Origin of the sequence: Paenibacillus bovis, from assembly GCF_001421015.2 — a bacterium.
GTDB classification, from domain to species: Bacteria; Bacillota; Bacilli; order Paenibacillales; family Paenibacillaceae; genus Saccharibacillus; species Saccharibacillus bovis.
Genome location: NZ_CP013023.1, coordinates 1,409,402 through 1,430,152, shown reverse-complemented (window position 1 = coordinate 1,430,152; position 20,751 = coordinate 1,409,402). Strand labels below are relative to the sequence as shown.

The 20,751-nt window shown below is 48.7% G+C and carries 14 protein-coding genes; 5 read left to right on the top strand and 9 right to left on the bottom strand.

Annotated features, from left to right (window positions below; translation table 11 throughout):
- The first annotated feature begins 80 nt into the window (after window positions 1-80).
- Complete coding sequence (locus AR543_RS06105; RefSeq protein WP_060532693.1) at window positions 81-3,395, top strand: alpha-mannosidase; 3,315 nt, start codon at window positions 81-83, stop codon at window positions 3,393-3,395.
- 356 nt (window positions 3,396-3,751) lie between these two features.
- Entirely contained in the window at window positions 3,752-4,711 is a 960-nt protein-coding gene (locus AR543_RS06100; protein ID WP_060532691.1) for a polysaccharide deacetylase family protein, read from the top strand.
- A gap of 188 nt (window positions 4,712-4,899) precedes the next feature.
- Here AR543_RS06100 and AR543_RS06095 read toward each other — a convergent pair whose 3' ends face one another.
- The 5 genes from AR543_RS06095 to AR543_RS06075 form a co-directional block, all read right to left on the bottom strand.
- Window positions 4,900-5,547, bottom strand: coding sequence for an S-layer homology domain-containing protein (locus AR543_RS06095; RefSeq protein WP_060536663.1), 648 nt, complete (start codon window positions 5,545-5,547; stop codon window positions 4,900-4,902).
- Between the two features lie 146 nt (window positions 5,548-5,693).
- Window positions 5,694-7,883 (bottom strand): S8 family serine peptidase, encoded by a 2,190-nt coding sequence (locus tag AR543_RS06090; RefSeq protein WP_060532689.1) that lies wholly within the window; start codon window positions 7,881-7,883, stop codon window positions 5,694-5,696.
- Between the two features lie 479 nt (window positions 7,884-8,362).
- A complete protein-coding gene (locus AR543_RS06085; RefSeq protein WP_060532687.1) occupies window positions 8,363-8,662 on the bottom strand; it encodes a putative quinol monooxygenase in 300 nt (99 codons plus the stop codon).
- A gap of 165 nt (window positions 8,663-8,827) precedes the next feature.
- Window positions 8,828-10,099 (bottom strand): threonine ammonia-lyase IlvA, encoded by a 1,272-nt coding sequence (gene ilvA, locus AR543_RS06080; protein WP_060532686.1) that lies wholly within the window; start codon window positions 10,097-10,099, stop codon window positions 8,828-8,830.
- A 1,302-nt stretch (window positions 10,100-11,401) separates the two neighbouring features.
- Window positions 11,402-12,199 (bottom strand): DeoR/GlpR family DNA-binding transcription regulator, encoded by a 798-nt coding sequence (locus tag AR543_RS06075; RefSeq protein WP_017814577.1) that lies wholly within the window; start codon window positions 12,197-12,199, stop codon window positions 11,402-11,404.
- Between the two features lie 561 nt (window positions 12,200-12,760).
- Here AR543_RS06075 and AR543_RS06070 point away from each other — a divergent pair.
- Entirely contained in the window at window positions 12,761-13,738 is a 978-nt protein-coding gene (locus AR543_RS06070; protein WP_060532685.1) for an iron-hydroxamate ABC transporter substrate-binding protein, read from the top strand.
- 315 nt (window positions 13,739-14,053) lie between these two features.
- On the opposite strand, the gene AR543_RS06065 is transcribed toward AR543_RS06070, so the two are convergent.
- Window positions 14,054-14,977 carry a nucleoside hydrolase gene (locus AR543_RS06065; RefSeq protein ID WP_082472138.1) on the bottom strand — a complete coding sequence of 308 codons (924 nt, stop codon included), beginning with the start codon at window positions 14,975-14,977 and terminating at the stop codon, window positions 14,054-14,056.
- Window positions 14,978-15,410: 433 nt separating this feature from the next.
- On the opposite strand from AR543_RS06065, the gene AR543_RS06060 reads away from it, so the two are divergent.
- Together AR543_RS06060 and AR543_RS06055 are read left to right on the top strand one after the other, a co-directional pair.
- Window positions 15,411-16,874, top strand: a complete 1,464-nt coding sequence (locus AR543_RS06060; protein WP_060532683.1) for an amino acid ABC transporter substrate-binding protein/permease — start codon at window positions 15,411-15,413, stop codon at window positions 16,872-16,874.
- Window positions 16,867-17,595 (top strand): amino acid ABC transporter ATP-binding protein, encoded by a 729-nt coding sequence (locus AR543_RS06055; RefSeq protein ID WP_060532681.1) that lies wholly within the window; start codon window positions 16,867-16,869, stop codon window positions 17,593-17,595. Before AR543_RS06060 ends, AR543_RS06055 begins: the two co-directional genes overlap by 8 nt.
- A 249-nt stretch (window positions 17,596-17,844) precedes the next feature.
- On the opposite strand, the gene hxlB is transcribed toward AR543_RS06055, so the two are convergent.
- The 3 genes from hxlB to AR543_RS06040 all read right to left on the bottom strand — a co-directional run bounded on the left by hxlB (window position 17,845) and on the right by AR543_RS06040 (window position 20,751).
- Window positions 17,845-18,411 (bottom strand): 6-phospho-3-hexuloisomerase, encoded by a 567-nt coding sequence (hxlB, locus tag AR543_RS06050; protein WP_060532680.1) that lies wholly within the window; start codon window positions 18,409-18,411, stop codon window positions 17,845-17,847.
- A complete protein-coding gene (hxlA, locus tag AR543_RS06045; protein ID WP_060532678.1) occupies window positions 18,404-19,231 on the bottom strand; it encodes a 3-hexulose-6-phosphate synthase in 828 nt (275 codons plus the stop codon). The genes hxlB and hxlA overlap by 8 nt, the downstream gene beginning before the upstream one ends.
- A gap of 155 nt (window positions 19,232-19,386) precedes the next feature.
- Entirely contained in the window at window positions 19,387-20,751 is a 1,365-nt protein-coding gene (locus tag AR543_RS06040) for an MFS transporter (protein WP_082472137.1), read from the bottom strand.

Genomic DNA, 20,751 nt, shown 5'->3' with positions numbered 1-20,751 from the left:
ATTCCTGCAGCCGCCTGATTCTTGGAGCGCTGTACCTATCAGCGGCTATTCATACCTACTTCCGGAGGAGTGAGAATCTTATGTTTTTAACCGAGCAAAAGCTGAAATCCCGACTACAGGAACTGAGTATGTATCGTTATCGTGAAGCTATTCCTTTGCCTTCTTTTCAAGCCAGAGAAGATAGCGGTGAAGAGATTCATCCAGCTGCGCCACAACCCGATGAAAGCTGGCATACGATGGAGCTCGGCGAACATTGGAGCGGACGTGACCGTTTTCTCTGGCTGGCTGCCGAAGCGGAGATTCCGGAGAGCTGGCAGGGCCGTACCCTGCTGGGACGTTTTCACTTTGGTCTGACCGGCGGCGGTACCAATTCGGGATTTGAGTCGCTGCTGTATTTGAATGGGCAGCCTTATCAGGGTGTAGACTCCAATCATATCGAGGTATTCCTGCCCGAAGACGCCGCTGGCCGTACCCATCAGCTGACTTTTCGTCTGTGGTCCGGATTGGAAGGCGGCGGACAACCCAAAGTACAACGACATGAACTGCGAACGGCCGAGATCTGCTGGCTGGATGAACCGGCGGATAATCTATATTACACCGGAATAGCTGCGCTGGAGACAGTAGAAGTACTGGAGGAACATTCATCCGAGCGCGCCGACCTGCTGCGGGCGGTGGATCGTGCTTTTCGCCGGATCGATTGGTCCGAGCCGGGAACGACTACTTTCTATGATAGTGTGCATCAGGCCGAGCAGCTGCTGACTACGATGCTCGAGGAGATCGGCAAGCATAGCTCCGTACAATTGACTGCTGTCGGTCATACTCATATTGATGTAGCATGGCTGTGGCGGCTGAAGCATACCCGGCAAAAGGCGATTCGTTCTTTCTCCACCGTGATGCGACTGATGGAGCGTTTCCCGGAATATGTATTCCTGCAAACCCAGCCGCAGCTGTATGACTACGTCAAGCAGGATGCACCAGAGTTGTACGAGCAGATCAAGGAAAAGATTGCCGAAGGACGCTGGGAAGCAGGCGGCGCAATGTGGCTGGAAGCAGACTGTAATCTGATCAGCGGCGAATCGCTGACCCGGCAGCTGCTGATGGGCACAAGATTTTACAAAGAGGAATTCGGCGTGGAATCGGATTATCTGTGGCTGCCGGATGTATTTGGCTACAGCTGGGCGCTGCCGCAGATTCTGCGCAAATCCGGTATTCATACCTTTATGACGACTAAAATCAGCTGGAACCAGTACAACCGGATGCCTCATGATACATTCCGCTGGCGCGGGATTGATGGCTCCGAGGTACTCACCCATTTTATTACAACGACCGAACCATGGTCACAACCAGGCTCCTGGTTCTATACGTATAACGGACAGCTGGTACCCAAAACGGTCAAAGGCAGCTGGGAAGCCTACCGGGACAAGGAGATGAACCGCGAGCTGCTCGTTTCCTATGGCTACGGCGATGGAGGCGGCGGCGTAAATCGCACCATGCTGGAGATGCGCCGGCGGCTGGATCGGATTCCCGGCCTGCCGCATGTCCGCACAGGCATGGCCGGAGATTACTTCCGCCGCCTGCAGCAGACCGTTGCAGAGACAGACAGCTATGTGCATACATGGGATGGAGAGCTGTATCTGGAATACCACCGGGGCACCTACACGAGCCAGGCCTATAACAAACGGATGAACCGCAAGCTGGAACTGCTGTACCGGGATGCCGAATGGATCAGCGCCTGGCAAAGTGCTCATTCGGGAGAATGGGCCGACTATCCACAGCAGCAATTGAATGAAGGCTGGAAAATTATCCTGCGTAACCAGTTTCATGACATTATCCCTGGCTCCTCGATTCGTGAAGTATACGAAGACAGCCGGATCGAGTATGAGCAATCCTGGCAAATCGGCAGCAAGATCTGGGAACAGGGCAGCCAGCAGTTGACAGCTGCAGCGGACGATGATTCCTCGTCCAAACCCAGCTATACTATCTGGAATTCTTCACCATGGATGCGTACCGAATTGATCACGATTCCGGTACAATCCAGTACTCCTGCAGAACGCTGGATCGATGCCGCTGGACAGGAACTGACCGCTGTACAGCAGCAGGAGCAATGGACCATTCGGGTCGAGAATGTACCTGCGCTGGGCTATACCACTATCATGCTGGATCATTCGGATCCACAGGGTTCGTCTGTACCTGTTGATTTTCACAAGCCACAGGTTCAGTCTGCGCTCGCAGATCATTCTGATGAGTCCCTTTTATCCGTATCTGGTAATGGTTCTAATCCTCCGATTACGACTGGTAGTGAAGATCGTTCATTCTCTGCTGATATCGCAGCCTCCACTGAACAGCTATTGATGGTAGAGGCTTACCGGGCGACAACGCCTTTTTACGAAATGGAATGGAATGAAGCGGGACAGCTGACTCGTCTGTATGACCGGGAGGCCGAGCGCGAAGTACTAACCCCGGGAGCCCGAGCCAATGTACTGCAGCTGTTCGAGGATAAGCCGCTGAATTTTGATGCGTGGGATATCGATATCTTTTACCAGGAGAAAATGAAAGAAATTACAACGCTGGTCGATACACAGGTGATCGAATGCAATCTGCTGCGTGCCGTTGTCCAGTTTGAATGGCAGCTCGGTCAATCGACGATTACCCAGCAGATGGTGCTGTATGCAGATAACCGCCGAATCGACTTTGTCACCCGGGCAGACTGGCATGAGCGCCAGCAGCTGCTAAAAGTCGCTTTTCCCGTGCATATTCGAGCCACCGAAGCCACGTATGATATCCAGTATGGCAACGTCAAGCGTCCTACTCACTGGAATACCAGCTGGGATAGCGCCCGCTTCGAATCGGTCGGTCATCAGTGGGCGGATCTGTCAGATCGCGGCTACGGCGTCAGTCTGCTGAATGATTGCAAATACGGCTACGATATCAAGGACAATATCATGCGATTATCCCTAATCAAATGCCCGATCCATCCCGATACCGAAGCGGATCAGGGATACCATGAATTCACTTATTCCCTGCTGCCGCATCAGGGAGACTGGCTGCAGGGCGGCACCGTACCCGCTGCCTGGGCGCTGAATAATCCGCTGCGCATTACAGAGGGGAATATGGATAATGGTGGAGGCTCCATGTTTACGCTGTCCGGTCATACCGCCATGATCTCTGCTGTCAAAAAAGCCGAGGATCACAATCATGTCATTTTGCGTGTGCATGACTTTTCCGGCAGCCGCCAGACACTGACTCTGGATAGTACCCTCCCTGTCACTGGTTACCGCGAATGCAATCTGATGGAGCAGCCGGAACAGGAATTCCAGCATGCGCTTCCGATCCGCTTTGTGCTGGAACCTTATGAGATCCGTACGCTGGAAATACAGCTGCAGCCGGAATTCTGATTTTTGAAGCAGATCAAGCCTGCTCTCCAGACATTTTGTTTACAGAATTCGGCAGCCATTTATGTTCAGACAGTACCGCCTTGTGAAGGTGGTACTGTCTTTTTTTGCGTATTTTCGACATTTTTCTAAACCCTTGCCCTGACTGGGATGGCGGTACATTATGCGGAATTCAACCCTCTACTTGTTACCATTCTTCCGGCACGCTGTAACTTTTCTCCTATTTTTTTCGGCTAAGATGGAAAATGGATCTCAACGGATTGGGCGATTTCTCTTGATTCGCAGCTTTTATTATCCGATGAACACCATAGTGCTGATATTCAGCTCATATCATAACCGAAGGAGATTTATTGATACGTATGCGTAAGCCCTGGAAAAAGTACTCCATCGCCTTACTGGCGGTATTGCTCGTCGTTTATGTTCTCGGGGTGAATTTCCCGCATTCTTCCGTTTTGGCGCACAAAATCTGCAGTTCATGGGTAGCCGCCAAAAACGAGGTATTTTATTACGAACACTATAATCAGCTGGACGATCATAATGTGGCGCTGGCAGCCGATTATGTAGCTCCACAAGGAACCGCGGACAAGGTTCCTGTACTGATGTACCACTATATCGTGCCGCAAAAGTACAATACCGAACCGAACAATAACTCTATTATCAATCTGGAATCATTTGAACAGGATATGAAGTATCTGCATGATCATAATTACCATACGGCTACTCTGCAGCAGCTGGAGCAGTATGTGAATGAACAGATTACCCTGCCGGAAAATACGGTGGTAATCAGCTTTGATGATGGATACCAGAACAATATTATCTATGCCTACCCGATCATGAAAAAGTATGGCTTCCATGCTACCATGTTCGTTGTCGGTTCCAAAATTCAGGAAAAAACGCAGAAATTCAATCCTTCGCGGACCAGCTATGTATCCCGCGCGGAGATGAAAGCCAGCGCGGACGTATTCGAATATAACAGCCATACGTACGATTTGCATTTCAAAGCCCCACTGCACTGCGGCGATGATTATGCTGCAGGTATGGACCCGGATCGCTTCATGGCGGATGATCATATTATGCGTGAACAGGCAGGAATCAACACTCCTTACTTTGCTTATCCATTCGGCGATTTCCGGATGCAGATGATTTATGCGCTCAAGCAGTCCGGCTACCGGATGGCCTTTACCGTGCATCAGGGTTTTGTTCGTCCCGGCGATGACCCTCTCAAGCTCAAACGGCTGACTGTTATATCCAGTACGAATATCGGCGAGTTGCTTCATCTGGAACATGATCCGGATGGATCGGCACCCGTTGCTTTTTAGAATAAATGAAATAGAACATCGAGTACTCATCTCTATCCTGCACGACATCAAAAAAGGACCGAATTGCTGGCAGCCGCCGCATTTCGGTCCTTTTTGTGATGAACATTGTCATTTCAAATCCGATTCGGTAGAGGACAGGGATCGACTGAACCCTATTCCATCTAATCATTCTGTTTGATACGTAATGCTTAGCGATCTGCAACTGCCGGAAGATCTGCCGGGTCCGAAGCTTCCTGTGGACGATCCAGCAGCGCTCCTGCGCCGTAATCCGTGAAGTTTTTGATAAACTGCAGGGCTTCGGCACGAGTCAGCGGCTGACTCCCTTTGAAGGAAGCGATAGTCGCCTGAGTGGCATCACTGCCATTAGCCAGTCCAAATGCGAGCAGGTAACGAATCGCATTGTTGCCGCTAAAGTTCACGCCATCTGCCGCAGCGATCAGTTCCGCGACTTTGGCACGGGTGATCACCTGATTGCGGGAAGCCAGATCAGTGTAGCTTTTTACCGGATAGTTCAGTGCTTTGGCACGGTTGTAATACGGGTTGGCCCAGTTGCCTTTGGTGCTGGCTGTTACTTCGGGCTCGTAGGAACGAATCAGCATCGTGAGGAATTCGGCTTCGGTCACAGTCTTGCCTGGCTTGAACTGACCGTCCTGATAGCCTTTGACCAGACCTGCATCATACCCCCAGCGGATGGTCTCCAGTGCCCAGTACTTATCGGAAATATCGGAGAAAGGAAGACCTGTCGCTGCTTCCGTCGTACGCGGCGTCGCCGCACTGAACAGGGATAGCAGCAGACCGGCAACCAGCAGTATGCGGGTAAATGATTTTACATTCATGGCTGTACACCTTTCTATTCTCAACATCAGCTCGATCTGATGTGTAAATGGATGGGATAAGTTCCGGATCGGTGCAGCAGCTGCTGTACCTTCAGGCGCTTCATGCACGCACAGATCCGGTATTCATACTAGACGGGCATCCTATCTTAACGAGTCGTAAACTGCATCACCAGCGGGCTGGTCAGCGCTGTAGACTGGTCGGAAGATGCTGTTGTTTTGCCTTTCACGCCTTTTTCGATAATCACGGTGTACGTCTGGTTCGGTGCGAATGATCCGTCTGCCGCCGTGATGAAGATCCGGTTGAACTTCACAGACAGATTCACATTGCTGACTGCATTGCCGCTGCCATCCAGGATGGCGATATTGTCGGCTGTGATAGATGATTTATCGATATATTTGTACGTGGAGCTTTTGAGTGATGCTTGTAGACTGATGCGTACCGGCACGGAAGCGCGCAGATTCGCTTTGCTCGGCAGGTCCTTGATGCCCAGACTCTGCTTCAGCTGGTTGAGCTGTTTGTTGAATTCTGCATTATTCAGATCTTTGGCAGCAAAGCGTGCTTTGATAAAGTCCGCTGCTTTACCGGAAGATTTGGCATTATTCAATTGCTGCTGGGCTTTTTGTGCTGGTGTAGAAGGTGCTGTTGCGGTTGGAGCCGGAGTCTGTACTTTAGGTGCAGCCGGTCTCGGGATACCGCCACCACCGCCTCCGCCTCCTCCACCGCCGCCCCCGCCACCAGCAGGAATCTGTGCAACCTGATCTGTTGGTGGTGGAGTCGTAACGACTGGAACCGATACAGCAGGTGTCGGTGCAGGCGCTGGTACCGTGGTTGGCTGAGGAGCCGGCGGCTGGGTTACGGGCTGCGGCTGGGATGATGCCGGTGCCGGTGTGATTTCTGCTGCCGGTACAGCAGCTGTACGTCCGGAGATGGTCACCCCGGAAGATTCATTACCTTTGACATCTACTGTCTTCATCCTAAAGGTATAGCTCGTGTCGGGTGTCAAATTAGCTGCGGAATACACATTCCCGGTCACGGATTTCACCCGGTTATTTTGTTCATCATATACATTGACTTTGGCGAAATCACTGTCTGCCGGATTCTGCCAGTTAAAGGTCAGATAGTCGGTTCCTTTGGCAGCCAGCTGCAGGTTTTTCACTTCGCCCGGCGCTGTTACATCTACCTGCGGCTTGAACGTTACAAACCCGTAGCCGTACTGATTGTCACGTCCTGCTGTTCCCAGATCAACTGCATATTTCTGCAGATCGCTGCGCAGGGAAGCGATAGATTCCGAAGGATTTTTTTGCTTCAGGATAGCCAGCATTGCCGCGACATGCGGAGCAGCCTGAGAAGTGCCATCCATAAAAGCGTACCCGTTATTCAAGTACGTAGAGAGAATACCTACGCCCGGAGCAGCCACTTCCACCTTGGGACCTGTAGAGGAGAAGCTGCCGCGGTTCAGATTGCTGTCTACTGCCGCTACTGCGATTACGCTGCTGTACTGGGCAGGATAATTGACCGTATCCGTACCTGCACCGCTGTTGCCTGCAGAAGCAACAACCAGAATACCACTATTGTATGCCTGATCCAGCATATTATGCAGCAGCTGGGAATCGTACTCGGTTCCAAGAGACATATTGATGACGTCCATATGATTCTGAATCGCCCAGTCCACGCCTTCCAGCACGTCCTGCAGATTTCCTTTGCCGTCTGATCCCATCGTCTTGACAGCATAGAGCTGGACGCCTGGAGCCATACCGGTCACCTGACCATCTCCGTTACGGGCAGCGATAATGCCGCCGACATGGGTACCGTGACCATTATCATCTGTATACGATGTGGTGTAATCGACAGTTGATACACCACCGGCGATAGTCAGTTCCGGATGAGGTGCGATCCCGGAGTCAACTACTGCTACTTTGACTCCTGCACCATTGTAGCCTTTGTCCCATTCGAGATTGGGCTGCTCCGCCTGATAGTTCCAGCGGGATTGTTCATTTGTATTGATGGCTGACGCCTGAGCGACAACCTGCTCATCGGCAATAGTAAAAGGAACATTACGTTCCACATAAGCGATATTCGGGTCCTGAACAAGCTCGTTCAGATCCGCAGGGCTAACGGTAGCAGATACGGCAGGAACGGTAGCAAATTCATGCTGCACTTCCACACTTTGCTCCAGAACTGCTTCTTTGCCCTCCTGGTTTTTGTAGACAACGATGACCTCCTGGTCGGGGCCCGATGCTGTCGTAGTCGACCCTTCCCCATACGCCAGACCTGTAGCAAAAGCACAGGAGAGCGTAAGCAGGGAGGCTGTAAATACAGGTATTATTTTTTTCATGGATGTTGGTCTCCCTCTGGTCAGACAATATACAGCTTCGTTCATGACTTCCGGTAATTCGCCTGGAAAAGAATATATCTTTTCCATGAAGATAGGTATATAAAGTGGATTCCGGCAGGTCGCCGAACGGATAGGCTGTGCTGTCTGTCTAATTGAATTAGCAAGAATGCAGGAACTTCCGAGCAGAGCTGCAGGTATTGATTGACCGGACACTAGGAGGATAATAGATACGAATAAATAGCAATAACAGGGAGAATAAAAAGGTACAATCAACGAATTCGATCATTTTTCGCGAAGTTTCGACAAACTAACTTAGTGGATTATATCGGATGAAAGGCATGGATTATGTATACAAAAAGCAAAAAAAATATCCTCCTGAAACAGGAGGATATTTGCAAGAACCTGCTGGCATGCCAGCGCTTATAAATGTTATTCAAAGCAGGCGACCGATACGGATTTCTGCCTCGTTCTTAAACGAATTAACCGCGTTGTACTTCTGTTCCTTCGAATACTTTTGCATCCAGAGGAGCAGCAGCAAATTCCTGCATATCTTTTACAAACTTCTGGAAATGTGCAGTCGCATTATGCTCCTGCATAGCAGCAGCGTCTTTCCATTCTTCGACCATAGTGAACAGGTTGTCCTGCTTCACATCGCGTTTGAGCACGTAGCTGATGTTGCCTTCTTCCGCCTGGGAAGCTGTTACCAGTGCATCAATCTCGGTAAGGAACTGATCGACTTTCTCGGGTTTGATCAACATATTCGCATGAATAATGAACATAGGTATATCCTCCTCAGTAGTTATGAACTGTAATATGCTTACTTTACAAGTATACCCCAATATGAACAAAATCCCAAACCTATGCGATCTCGTCCCGTTACTTGGCTGGTCCAGTGATTATCTATACGCATGCCCACCTATTCATTATGAAATGGTGAACGGTGATCAGATCAACAGATTAAACAGATTCGGATCGCGGTTCAGCTCCACATACTGAATATTATGGCTCTCCATCCGCTCGATCAGCGCACCATAGTCATCCGGTGAACTAAGCTCGATACCGACAAGTGCCGGACCGTTCTCCTTGTTATGCTTTTTGGTATATTCAAAACGGGCAATATCATCATTGGGCCCAAGTACCTTTTCGAGGAATTCACGCAAAGCACCTGCGCGCTGCGGGAATTTGATCGTAAAGTAGTATTTCAACCCTTCGTAGATCAATGAACGTTCTTTGATCTCCTGCATCCGATCGATATCATTGTTACCCCCGCTGATAATGCAGACGACAGTTTTGCCCTTGATCTGCTCCCGGTACATATCCAGTGCTGCGACCGGCAGCGCACCTGCAGGTTCGGCGACAATTGCGTTCTCGTTGTACATATCCAGAATAGCGGAGCAGGCTTTACCTTCCGGCACTTTGACCACATCATCCAGCACTTCACGGCAGATATCATACGTCATCTGTCCGACCCGTTTGACAGCTGCTCCATCGATAAACTTGTCGATCTCATCAAGTGTAACCACTTCATTGCGGGCAATCGCTTCGCTCATCGATGCAGCGCCCAGCGGCTCTACCCCGATAATTTGAGTCGAAGGGCTGATCGTATGAATATATTTCCCGACACCCGCAGCCAACCCGCCACCGCCAATCGTTACAAACACATAATCGGCCGGTGTATCCAGACTCTCCATAATTTCCATTCCGATCGTGCCGTTACCCGCGATAATATGGGGATCATCGAACGGATGAATAAAGCTCATCCCGTGCTCGGTAGATACCTTCATCGCCTGGGCATACGCATCGTCAAACGTATCGCCTACGAGGATAACCTCTACATTATCACCGCCAAATTTCTTGACCATTTTCACCTTTTGATTCGGCGTGGTGCTCGGCATATAGACTTTGCCACGTATATTCAGATGTCTGCAGGAAAAGGCAAATCCCTGCGCATGGTTACCCGCACTGGCACAGACAATGCCCTTGCTAAGCTCCTCATGGGAAAGACTGCGGATTCGGTTGTACGAGCCGCGAATTTTAAAAGAGCGCACCACCTGCATATCCTCACGCTTCAGGTAGATCTCACACCCGTATTTTTCCGATAAAGTCGCATCCCGCTGCAGGGGCGTACGCACAATAACATCTCTCAGCACATGATGTGCACGTACAATATCTTCCATGCCTACAGTATACGAATTGTATTCATCCGTTGCTTTCATTGATTCTCTCCTCACTCCAGACGCCTGAGTCTAATGATTATCTTGTTTATTGATCTGTGTCACTATCTGTCATTTTTCTAAAGTACTCCTAACTTTATTCATTTTCAAGTATCTTTATGAAAATGGCAAACTTCTTTGCAGGAGAGAGAGGCTGTACATTTGAGCGGAAGGAGCTGGTTAGGTGGATAAGGAGCTATTTGAGCAAACAGGGAGCTACTTGGGGGAATAGGGTACTGGAGCAGCAGATGCTTCGTAAAACGATCGTACTTCCATTCTCTGTTGAGATTGTCTATCCTGAACAACTGCTTGCACAAGAGGGCGCTACTCGGGGAATAGAGTGCTGGAGCAGCAGACGCTTCGTAAAACGATCGTACTTCCATTCTTTGTTGAGATTGTCTATCTTGAATAACTGCTTGGACAAGAGGAAGCTACTCGGGGAAATAGAGTGCTGGAGCAGCAGACGCTTCGTAAAAGGATCGTACTTCCGCTCTCTGTTAAGATCGTCTATCCTGAATAACTGCTTGCAGCAGTGGATAGACGATCTTAAAGGAGAGCTTCAGCACGATTCCTTTTCCTGCGCTCAGCGGAATTTATACCATTCGGTTTAAGACTAAAGATCAAAATTCAAGATTTAAGATTTAACACTTAAAATCAACGGCAAAAATCTCGATCTTATTCGTTGAAGTTTCTCTACTGTGTTTTTAGCTTATTCTAACCCTGTTGATATTGCTTTTTTACCTTCTTTTTAACTTTCACCTATCTCCTTGCTTCCTTGCTTCCTTGCTTCCTTGCTTCCTTGCTTCCTTGCTTCCTTGCTTCCTTGCTTCCGCATTTTCGCCCCTTCAACCTGTCGCTGCAATATTTAAACTATGCACCTTTACTGTCAACATTCAAGTTGAATGCTCATAGAGAATCGTACAACCAGACAGCGAGCGGTACAAATACTCCCTGCACAGAGCGCAGGAAAGGAAATAGGAGCAAAGGACGACATTTAAGCCTGGAGATCCTCCTTTACTCTATCCAATTCAGGATCTCCAGGCTTAACCGGAGGACGTGCTCCTATTCCTTTCCGGAGCGGATGCCATCCTATGCGTCCCATTCACACTTTATGTAAAACTAATCAACCTTTCCCTATCCAGAACAAATAGAACCAACAGAGCCCAAAGCACAACACAACCTGCACTACCCTATATGTCACGTAGATCATCCATGCAGCAGAAATGTACGCACAAAAAAAGGCTCCTCACAGGGAGCCTTCAACCTGTCCCCCACATGAATGTGCGAGGACAGTATAAAGTAGGTCTAGTCTACAACGATTACCTGAACGCCCATTTCCTCCAGCTCGTGGATCGCTTCTTCCGGAAGCTGGTCATCGGTAATGAAGCGGTTGAGATCCTCCATGCCCATAAAGCGAACAAGGGATTTGCGGCGAAATTTGGAGCTGTCGGTCAGCAGAATCAGTTCATCGGAGATCTCGATAATTTTCTTCTTCAGCTGCACATGCGCTTCGGAAGGCTCGGTCAATCCGCGGGTCAGGTCAAAGCCGTGACACGAGAACAGAAATTTGTCTACATGATAGCTTTCCACCATTTTCTCGGCATGAATACCGGTATTCGCCATCGAATCACGATCCAGATAGCCACCGATCAGGATCACGTTAATTTCGGTTTTGGGCACCAGTTCATTGGCAATCGCCAGAGAATAGGTGAGTACAGTCAGCGGACGGTTGGGCAGCTGCTTCACCAGATGCAGACAGGTGGTGCTCGCATCGAGTGCGATCACATCTCCCGGCTGGATCAGGGACAGTGCGTGTTCCACGATAGCTTTCTTCTCTTCTATGTTCTGGGTCTCCCGCTGGATCGCCGGAGATTCATATTGTTCACGGTTGCGGTTAAATACGGCTCCCCCGTGGGTCCGCACAACGATTCCTTCCAGTTCCAGACGTTCCAGATCACGCCGGATGGTCTCTTCGGTTACATTAAAACGGCGGCTCAGCCCGGACACCCGGACAGTTCCCTCCGCTTCAAGAATACGCAGAGTTTCCATTTTGCGTTGTGCTGCGGATAATGCGTCTTGTCGCCTCGGATTTTTGCTGCTCATTGAGTACACCTGGCCTTACTATTATAAATTATCAATCTAATCTGCGAGCTTACTATCCATTTTATATTTATCATTTAGGTCGTCGAACCTGTCGGACATCGATCATAAAATCAAATAACTGCTGATAGGTGCCAGTATATTGCACCTGCAGAGAGCCTAAGCTGCATCAGTCAAATTTTGCATCGCAGCCGGATGTAAACGCTTATTGTTTACGCTGCTAAATCCCGTGCATCTGCAAAATGTTCATATATTTCAATATACCGTATTTAGGAGTTACTCACAATAAAAAAGGGCTTATTCTCTTATTTAATCATTGGAAATCTCAATTTAGTGTTACTTTTTACAATTAATGTATTTTGTTGTTGATATCTCTTCTTTAAATGCTTGAATAACTGCTATGATTTGGGCTGCCAGGTCTTCTCCATATTTATTACTTTGACACTACTCTACGGATACCTCTTGTCTTTCCATATGAAAATGATTATCATTATCATAAAATAACACAATCTTACATACGACCCTGTCTATTGAGACAGCGTCCCCATGAATCAGGAGGTCATTATGTTCAAGCACAAATCTTCACTTCTGCTCGCTCTGATACTGGCTCTGTCTGTTATTGTAACCGCATGCGGCGGCAGCTCTACAGGCAGTACATCTTCGGCAACCAACACAGCTGGCGAAGCAGCTGCTACTGCTCCAGCCACTCGCGAGTATGATACCGACAAAGGCAAAATCACGATTCCTGCCAAGCCTCAGCGTATCGTCACCGATTATTACGGCGGTGAGCTGCTGACGGTAGATGCGAATGTAATCGGTGTCGAACCGACCGCGTTCAAGAATCCTTTTATCAAAGACAAACTGGCTGAACACAAAACAGCTGATGTGGGTACACCACTGAATATGGAGAAAATCCTGGAGCTTGATCCGGATCTGATCGTCGTGATGTACGATGACAATTACGAAGCACTGTCCAAAATTGCACCAACCGTTCATATTCCATACGGTACCGCCAAAAATATCCGCGAAACGGTCAATCTGTTCGGTGATCTGACAGGTAATACCGAACAGGCCAAGCAGTTCCTCGCCGATTACGACAAAGAAGCGGCTGCCGGACGCGAGAAGCTCAAAGGCGTCGTAGATGCCAATACCACAGTGGGGCTGTATGAACTGACTGACAAAAACGCACTCTGGATCTTTGGCGATAATGCCGGACGCGGTGGTCAGAGCGTATATGATGCCCTGCAGCTGAAGATGCCTGCCAAGATCGCCAAAGATGCGCAGACGACCCAGCTGTCACTGGAGGCCCTGCCGGAATATGACGCAGATTATATGTTCCTGACCTTCTATGATCCCGAAGGCAAAAGCGAAGCACTGGACAAGCTGAAAAAATCGCCGGTCTGGAGTTCACTCCCGGCCGCCAAAAACAATCATATTTTCTACAATGATTATGATACCTTTTACCGGTACGATCCTATCGCCACCAAAGCGCAAATTCCATTGTTCGTGGATATGATCCTGAACAGCCAGCCGGCAAAATAAAACCGGTTATGGCTACGTGAAGCAAACATCTGTTGTATCTTGCTCGATCTGTACGCATATTTATCTGTATAGTAGTAATAATCTATTCCAGCATCCTGTAGGATATGCTCAAGCTTCTCAATGTGCACTGCCAAAAACAAAAATAACGCCCTGATCGCAACTGGTCAGGGCGTTATTGATATCTATGGATGTACTATGCTATGGACATACTGCTCTATATTTGCGTTATTTTATGGATATACGCCTTTACTACGGCTATTGCTCTGTTAAAACTGCCGCTTCAAATAGTATTCAGCCTATTCTTGCGGAACGCAGTCAGATCACGCGGCTCAGAAAGTGCTCCAGGAAACGATCTGCATCAACATCCAGCGCCACATCAATATGAGCAGCAGGCGTATCGTGAATACCTGTTGTTTTGCCCAGGCTGTCCTGCTCTGTACACTCTACCTGTACTGCATAGGAAGCTGTACGGACAAAGCTCGGATCAATCGCTACACCTACAGCAAGCGGGTCATGCAGCGCACAGCCGCGGCCGCTTTTGACGACGCCTTTGTAGGCTTCCATATAGAAATCGGTCATATTCGCCAGGAAAAGAGCCAGCTCGCTGTTGGTGCTTCTCCATTCGTCCAGATGATCCGCAGTAAGCAGCGTACGCATCGTTACATCCAGTCCGACCAGGGTGATTGGCATGCCCGAACCCAGTACCAGTGACGCGGCATCCGGATCGGAGTAAATATTCGCTTCGGCAAAAGGAGTCACATTACCCGGCACGGTTACTGCACCGCCCATAATGACTAGTCGTTCGATCTGCTGTACGATCTCCGGCTGCATCTGGATTGCACGGGCAATATTGGTCAGCGGCCCTACAGCAACTACAGTGACCTGACCGGGGTTCTGCTGGATCTGCTCTATGATAAATTCGGCAGCCCCCTGATTCTCCGGCTGACGTGATGCGGGCTGACGGTACTGATTGCCGATCCCGTCCTCTCCATGAATATGACGGGCAAAAGGTTTCGTATAATCGCGGCTAAGCGGTTTGGCTTCGCCCGGATATACAGGAATCTCCTGATCGAGCTGTTCCAGTACAACAAGTGTGTTGCGAGTCGCTTCTTCAACTGAGATATTACCAAATACGGTAGTGATACCGAGCAGCTCCAGCTCGGGAGAATGCGCAGCATAAGCCAGCGCGAGGGAATCGTCGATACCTGTATCCACATCGAGAATTACAAATTTCATCATTAATATTCTTCCCTTTCCTTCTGTTAACCGTTATGTACCTGTGCATGACAGAGTATTATATCATGGGCTGATCACTGTAAGCCGTTCATTATACAGTCTATATCCGTATTACCCGGAGACCTGCTATGTTCTATCATAAGTCTGCTTGAGCACCACTGACAATACCCGATATCCTGAATTTTATATGTTTCAAACAGCAGCTCCGGCAGGTTATATGTCATGTCAGCTATTTAATTTTGTAAATATTACCCGTTCAAGCTTCACAGCACTATAGTCAATTAGTTAATTTTTTTGTAGAATAAGAAGACATGTGCTATAAGACATCAAATGTAACATGTGATGTGAAGGCAATATTACTCTCTGTTCAGTCAGAGGACTCTATCTGTGCGTCTATAACCGACGTCTGATCAGAGTAACAGAAATGGAGGATTTTATGAAGAAATCTAGGTTTATGTGGTTATCCATGGCTTTCCTTCTTTTCTTCGCGGTATGTGCCGGCAACTTAAGCCAGACGGCCACTGCCCAAGCCGGAGAAGGCAAGACGTATTCTATTGGAACGGATATTACATTCGCACCGTTCGAGTTCCAGGAGAATGGTAAGTATGTCGGTATTGATATGGATCTTATGGCTGCAATTGCTAAAGATCAAAACTTTAAGTATGAGATTCAGCCGCTGGGATTCAATGCGGCACTTCAAGGACTGCAGTCTGGTCAGCTAGACGGCATGATTGCGGGTATGAGTATTACGGATGAACGTAAACAGACATTTGATTTCTCCGAGCCTTATTATGAGTCTGGTGTCGTTATGGCAACACATCAAGACAATGCAGATATCAAAAGTTACGAAGACCTTCGTGGTAAACGTGTAGCTGTAAAAACAGGTACAGAAGGATATTCATTCGCTAATTCGATTAAAGACAAGTATGGATTTACACTCGTACCATTTGATGATTCTGCGCAAATGTATCAAGAAGTGGTATCCGGTAACTCCGCTGCCTGTTTTGATGATTTCCCGGTTATTGCTTATGCAATTCAAAAGGGGTTAAAGCTGCAGACAGTTACAGAAAAAGAGAATGGCGCTCCTTATGGTTTTGCTGTTAACAAAGGAAAAAATCAGGAGCTTCTTCAAAAGTTCAATGCAGGACTTGCCAATCTCAAAGCTAGTGGTGAATACGATCGGATTGTTGCTAATTATCTGGGAAACAATAAACCAGGACAGGAATCAACAACTCCTCCTCCCAAACCAAGCACAGCTCAAATTATTCTAAGCGCTCTGCCTGAATTGTTCAAAGGTTTAGGGTTAACCTTGCTCTATACTGTGATTTCGTTATTCTTTGCTTTCATTCTTGGCTTAATCTTCGGATTCATGAAAGTTAGCCATAACAAATTATCCCGCACTATTGCAACTATATTCGTAGATGTTTTCCGTGGAATACCGCTGCTTGTACTAAGCTTATTCATTTATTTCGGGATTCCATCAGCTCTGGGCTTCCAAATGCCTTTGATCGTTGCAGCTGTTCTTACACTTAGTTTGAATGCTGGTGCCTACGTAACGGAGATTATCCGCGGTGGTATACAGTCGATTGATAAGGGACAAATGGAAGCCGCACGGTCTCTTGGATTACCTTACCGTACAGCTATGATCAAAATCATTATTCCTCAAGCAATTAAAGTAATGATTCCATCTTTTATTAACCAGCTGGTTATTACATTAAAAGATACTTCAATCATATCTACAATTGGTCTGGTTGAGCTGACACAGTCCGGTAAAATTATTATTGCCAACAATTATGCATCTTTTGAAATCTGGACAACAGTAGCCCTGATGTATCTGGTCGTAATCACAATTCTGACCAAAATTGCAGATCGTATGGAAAGGAGAACACGCCGTGGGTAAAATCCAAGTTAGCAAACTCAAAAAGAGCTATGGCTCCAATGAAGTACTCAAGGATATCAATATGAAAATCGACGAAGGCGAAGTGGTATGCGTTATCGGGCCATCTGGTTCCGGCAAAAGTACGCTGCTGCGCTGCGTGAACAAACTGGAGGAAGTAACCGCCGGTGAGGTCATCGTCGACGATTACAATATCAGCGATCCAAAGACCGATATCAACAAAGTTCGTGAAAATATCGGGATGGTATTCCAGCATTTCAATCTGTTCCCGCATATGAGCGTGCTCAAAAATATCACTTTCGCTCCAGTCGAGCTCAAAAAGCAAACCGAAAAAGAAGCGCGAGAAATCGCGCTGAAACTGCTGGACCGTGTCGGTCTGGCTGACAAAGCGGATGCGTTCCCGGGCAGCCTGTCCGGTGGTCAGAAGCAGCGTGTAGCGATTGCGCGCGCACTGGCAATGAACCCGGATGTGATGCTGTTTGACGAGCCTACCTCCGCGCTTGATCCGGAGATGGTCGGCGAAGTACTGGGCGTTATGAAAGACCTGGCCAGCGAAGGCATGACCATGATGATCGTTACCCACGAAATGGGCTTTGCCCGTGAAGTGGCTGACCGCGTTGTCTTTATGGATGGCGGTTATATCGTGGAAGAAGGCGAACCGGAGCAGGTATTCGGCAGTCCCAAGTATGAGCGTACCATCAGCTTCCTGGAGAAAGTGCTGTAATTTCTTGTCTTATCGCTTATCTCCCTTTTCATTCATCCATTTATTCCTTTGGGATATAGCAAAAAGCAGCTTCTGGAGAGAAATCTCCGGAAGCTGCTTTTTTTAGGTTATGGGGCGCTTTTGATAAGCAGATCAGCGGATCATATACCGATCCGATATTATTCTTTTTTACATTCATTATCTGTATTTGTATCGGTATCTGTATCCGTAAAAAAACTTTTACTTATCCTAATGATCTGTTCTTAGCATTTATTCCACATTACTGTGTTTGGCAAATGCTGCTCCGTGTTCCACATGCTGCAGCTCTCCGTAGCCCAGACAGACTGCATCGAGCAGAATATGGGTACATTGGTCAAACAGGGAGCCCAGCGGCTGAATGCTGGCGGCTTCGCCTTCCCGGCGGTATTTGGTAGCGGCCGGAATATGCAGCAGCTGGTCAGCCAGCTTTCCCAGCGGCGATGACTCGTCGGTAGTCACCGCCACGATGGTGCAGCCCAGCTCTCTGGCTTTCTCCGCGGTCCATACCGCTGCTTTGGTCGTTCCCGAGCCCGATACGGCGATGAGGATATCGCCAGCTGCCAGCGCCGGGGTGACCGTCTCGCCAATCACATACGAATTGGCACCCAGATGCATGAGGCGCATGGCAAATGATTTGGCCATAAATCCGGAGCGGCCTTCTCCGGTTACGAAGATCCGATTTCCTTTTGCCAGTGTCTCGGCCAGTCCGGTTACTGCTTCTTCCGGTACCCGGCTGACGACCTGCTGGACTTCCTCCAGAATACGCTGTGCTTTGGTCAATGATATGGAATTAGACATGATAAGCTCCTTTCTGCATAGCTTGCATCACTTCGGTTATACGGCTGCGAATCTCCCTGGCAGCTGCGGCAGGATGGGCTGCTTTGGTAATGGCAGACCCCACGATAACCACTGCAGGCCGATCCTGCAAAATAGATGGCAGTGTATCCAGTGTGATTCCACCGGCTGCGGCAATAGATGGACGCGCTGCCTGCGTGGAATCGGAATCGATAGAATGGGTATCCTGCTGCTGTGGATCGGGTATAGATTGTCCTCCCAGGGTCTGTCCATGGTGCTCCTGCTGATCCTTACTCACATGCTGGCACAGTACAGCTTCGGTATAGCGCTGCAGCTCCTCTACACGCTGCGGCGTTACATTCAGCAGATCGATCATAATGATGCCGCCGTGAGACTGCGCAGTCTGCATGCACAGATCCAGCGTAGCATCTGGGGCAGACGCCATCACAGTCGCCACGTCCGCTCCTGCGCGGTAGCAGAGCTCAAATTCATACCGTGCATTATCGTTGGTTTTAATATCCGCTACGATGACTTTGTCGGGAAAAGCTTCTTTGATCCGGCGCACACTTTCCATACCGAACTCCTTGATGAGTGAAGTACCGACTTCAATCCAGTCTACCGCTGCCTGAACCTGTCCTGCCATATCGATCGCCTCTTCGATCGTCATGCGGTCCAGCGCCAGCTGGATACGGACAGGAGCTTCAGCCGGCAAATGGTCTGCTCTATGCACCGCAGTACTCGTACTGTTATTTGCCGTAACATCGGTATAGTGATGTGTATCTCTGTCGTTCAGCATGTTGTGATTGATTTCTTGGCTATTCATTGCCTGTTCCACCTCTCCTGTTGCAGCTGTCTATCTGCAGACCAGCTACCGTATGATTGCACAGCTATCCATATTTATTTTCTGTCTTTGGCGACTGCCCTGGATGCTGTATACGGATTCCGGGCAGCCGAACGTATCATGTTACTCTATCTTTTTTAGAGCTGCGTTGTTCTTACTTTATGTTTCCAGTTTTTTTTGTTGTTGGTGTGATGTCCATTTGTGGTAGACTGCTGGCGATCTTTGCCTACAGTCATGGTCAGGATCGCGGAGAGCAGCAGCGAACCTGCCATAAACATATACGAAGCGTCGAATCCGCCAGTCAGATCATTCAGATAACCGACAATATACGATCCGGCAAAAGAACCCAGTGCTCCAAGACTGTTCACCAGTGCCATCGCTCCGCCGGCTACATTGCGCGGCAGCACTTCCGGTACGATCGCAAAAAACGGGCCATATGGCGCATACATGGCTCCACCTGCAATCACCAGCAGGGCAAAGGAAATCCAGAAATGATCCGGTCCGATCAGATACGAACCGTAAAAGGCCAGCGCACCGACCAGCAAAAACGGCCATACAAACCCTTTGCGAATCTGCATTTTATCCGAAAAGTAAGACGTGACCAGCATCAGAATAACAGCGAGCAGATAAGGTACAGCCGACAACCATCCGGTCGATACCATAGTCATGTTGGGCGCTTTGGAAATAATCGACGGCAGCCACATAACGAATCCGTACACTCCGATGCTCCAGAAGAAGTACTGCAGACATAGTTTGATAACAGTCGGCGAACGGAACGCTTCACGATAGTTTTTCACCTGCTTCATACCAGCCTGCTCATTGTTAAGCTCGGTCTCCAGAGCGGCTTTTTCCGCTTCAGTAAGCCATTTGGCTTCGGAAGGCTTATCCTGCACCATTTTCCACCAGATAAAAGCCCAGATAATAGCCGGCATTCCTTCAATAATGAACATCCAGCGCCAGCCGACAGCCGATACCAGATAACCGGAGACGATAGACATCCACAATACCGTAGCCGGATTACCAAGAATCAGGAATGTATTCGCTCGGGAACGCTCTTTGTTCGTAAACCAGTGGGCGTTAAATACCAGCATCGCCGGCATCACTGCACTCTCCACTACACCAAGAGCAAAGCGGATCACGATCAGTACATGCACATTGGTGACCATACCGGTCGCTGCAGCAAGTCCTCCCCACAGGATCAGCGACCAAAATACCAGCTTGCGAGCACTGCGCTTCTCTGCGTAATGAGCGCCAGGAATCTGGAAAAAGAAATACCCAAGGAAAAACAAAGCACCCAGCAGGGACGACATCGCCGCTGATATATTCAGGTCATGTGCCATGCCGGATGCAGCACCAAAGCTATAATTGGCACGATCCAGGTAGGCAAGACTATACGTGATAAAAATAATCGGAATCAGACGCAGCCAGCGTGATGCCGGAAGCGGAGCTGCCTGCGGTACGGATGTGCTGTCAGTGCGTGTAGATGACGAATTACGTTTCAT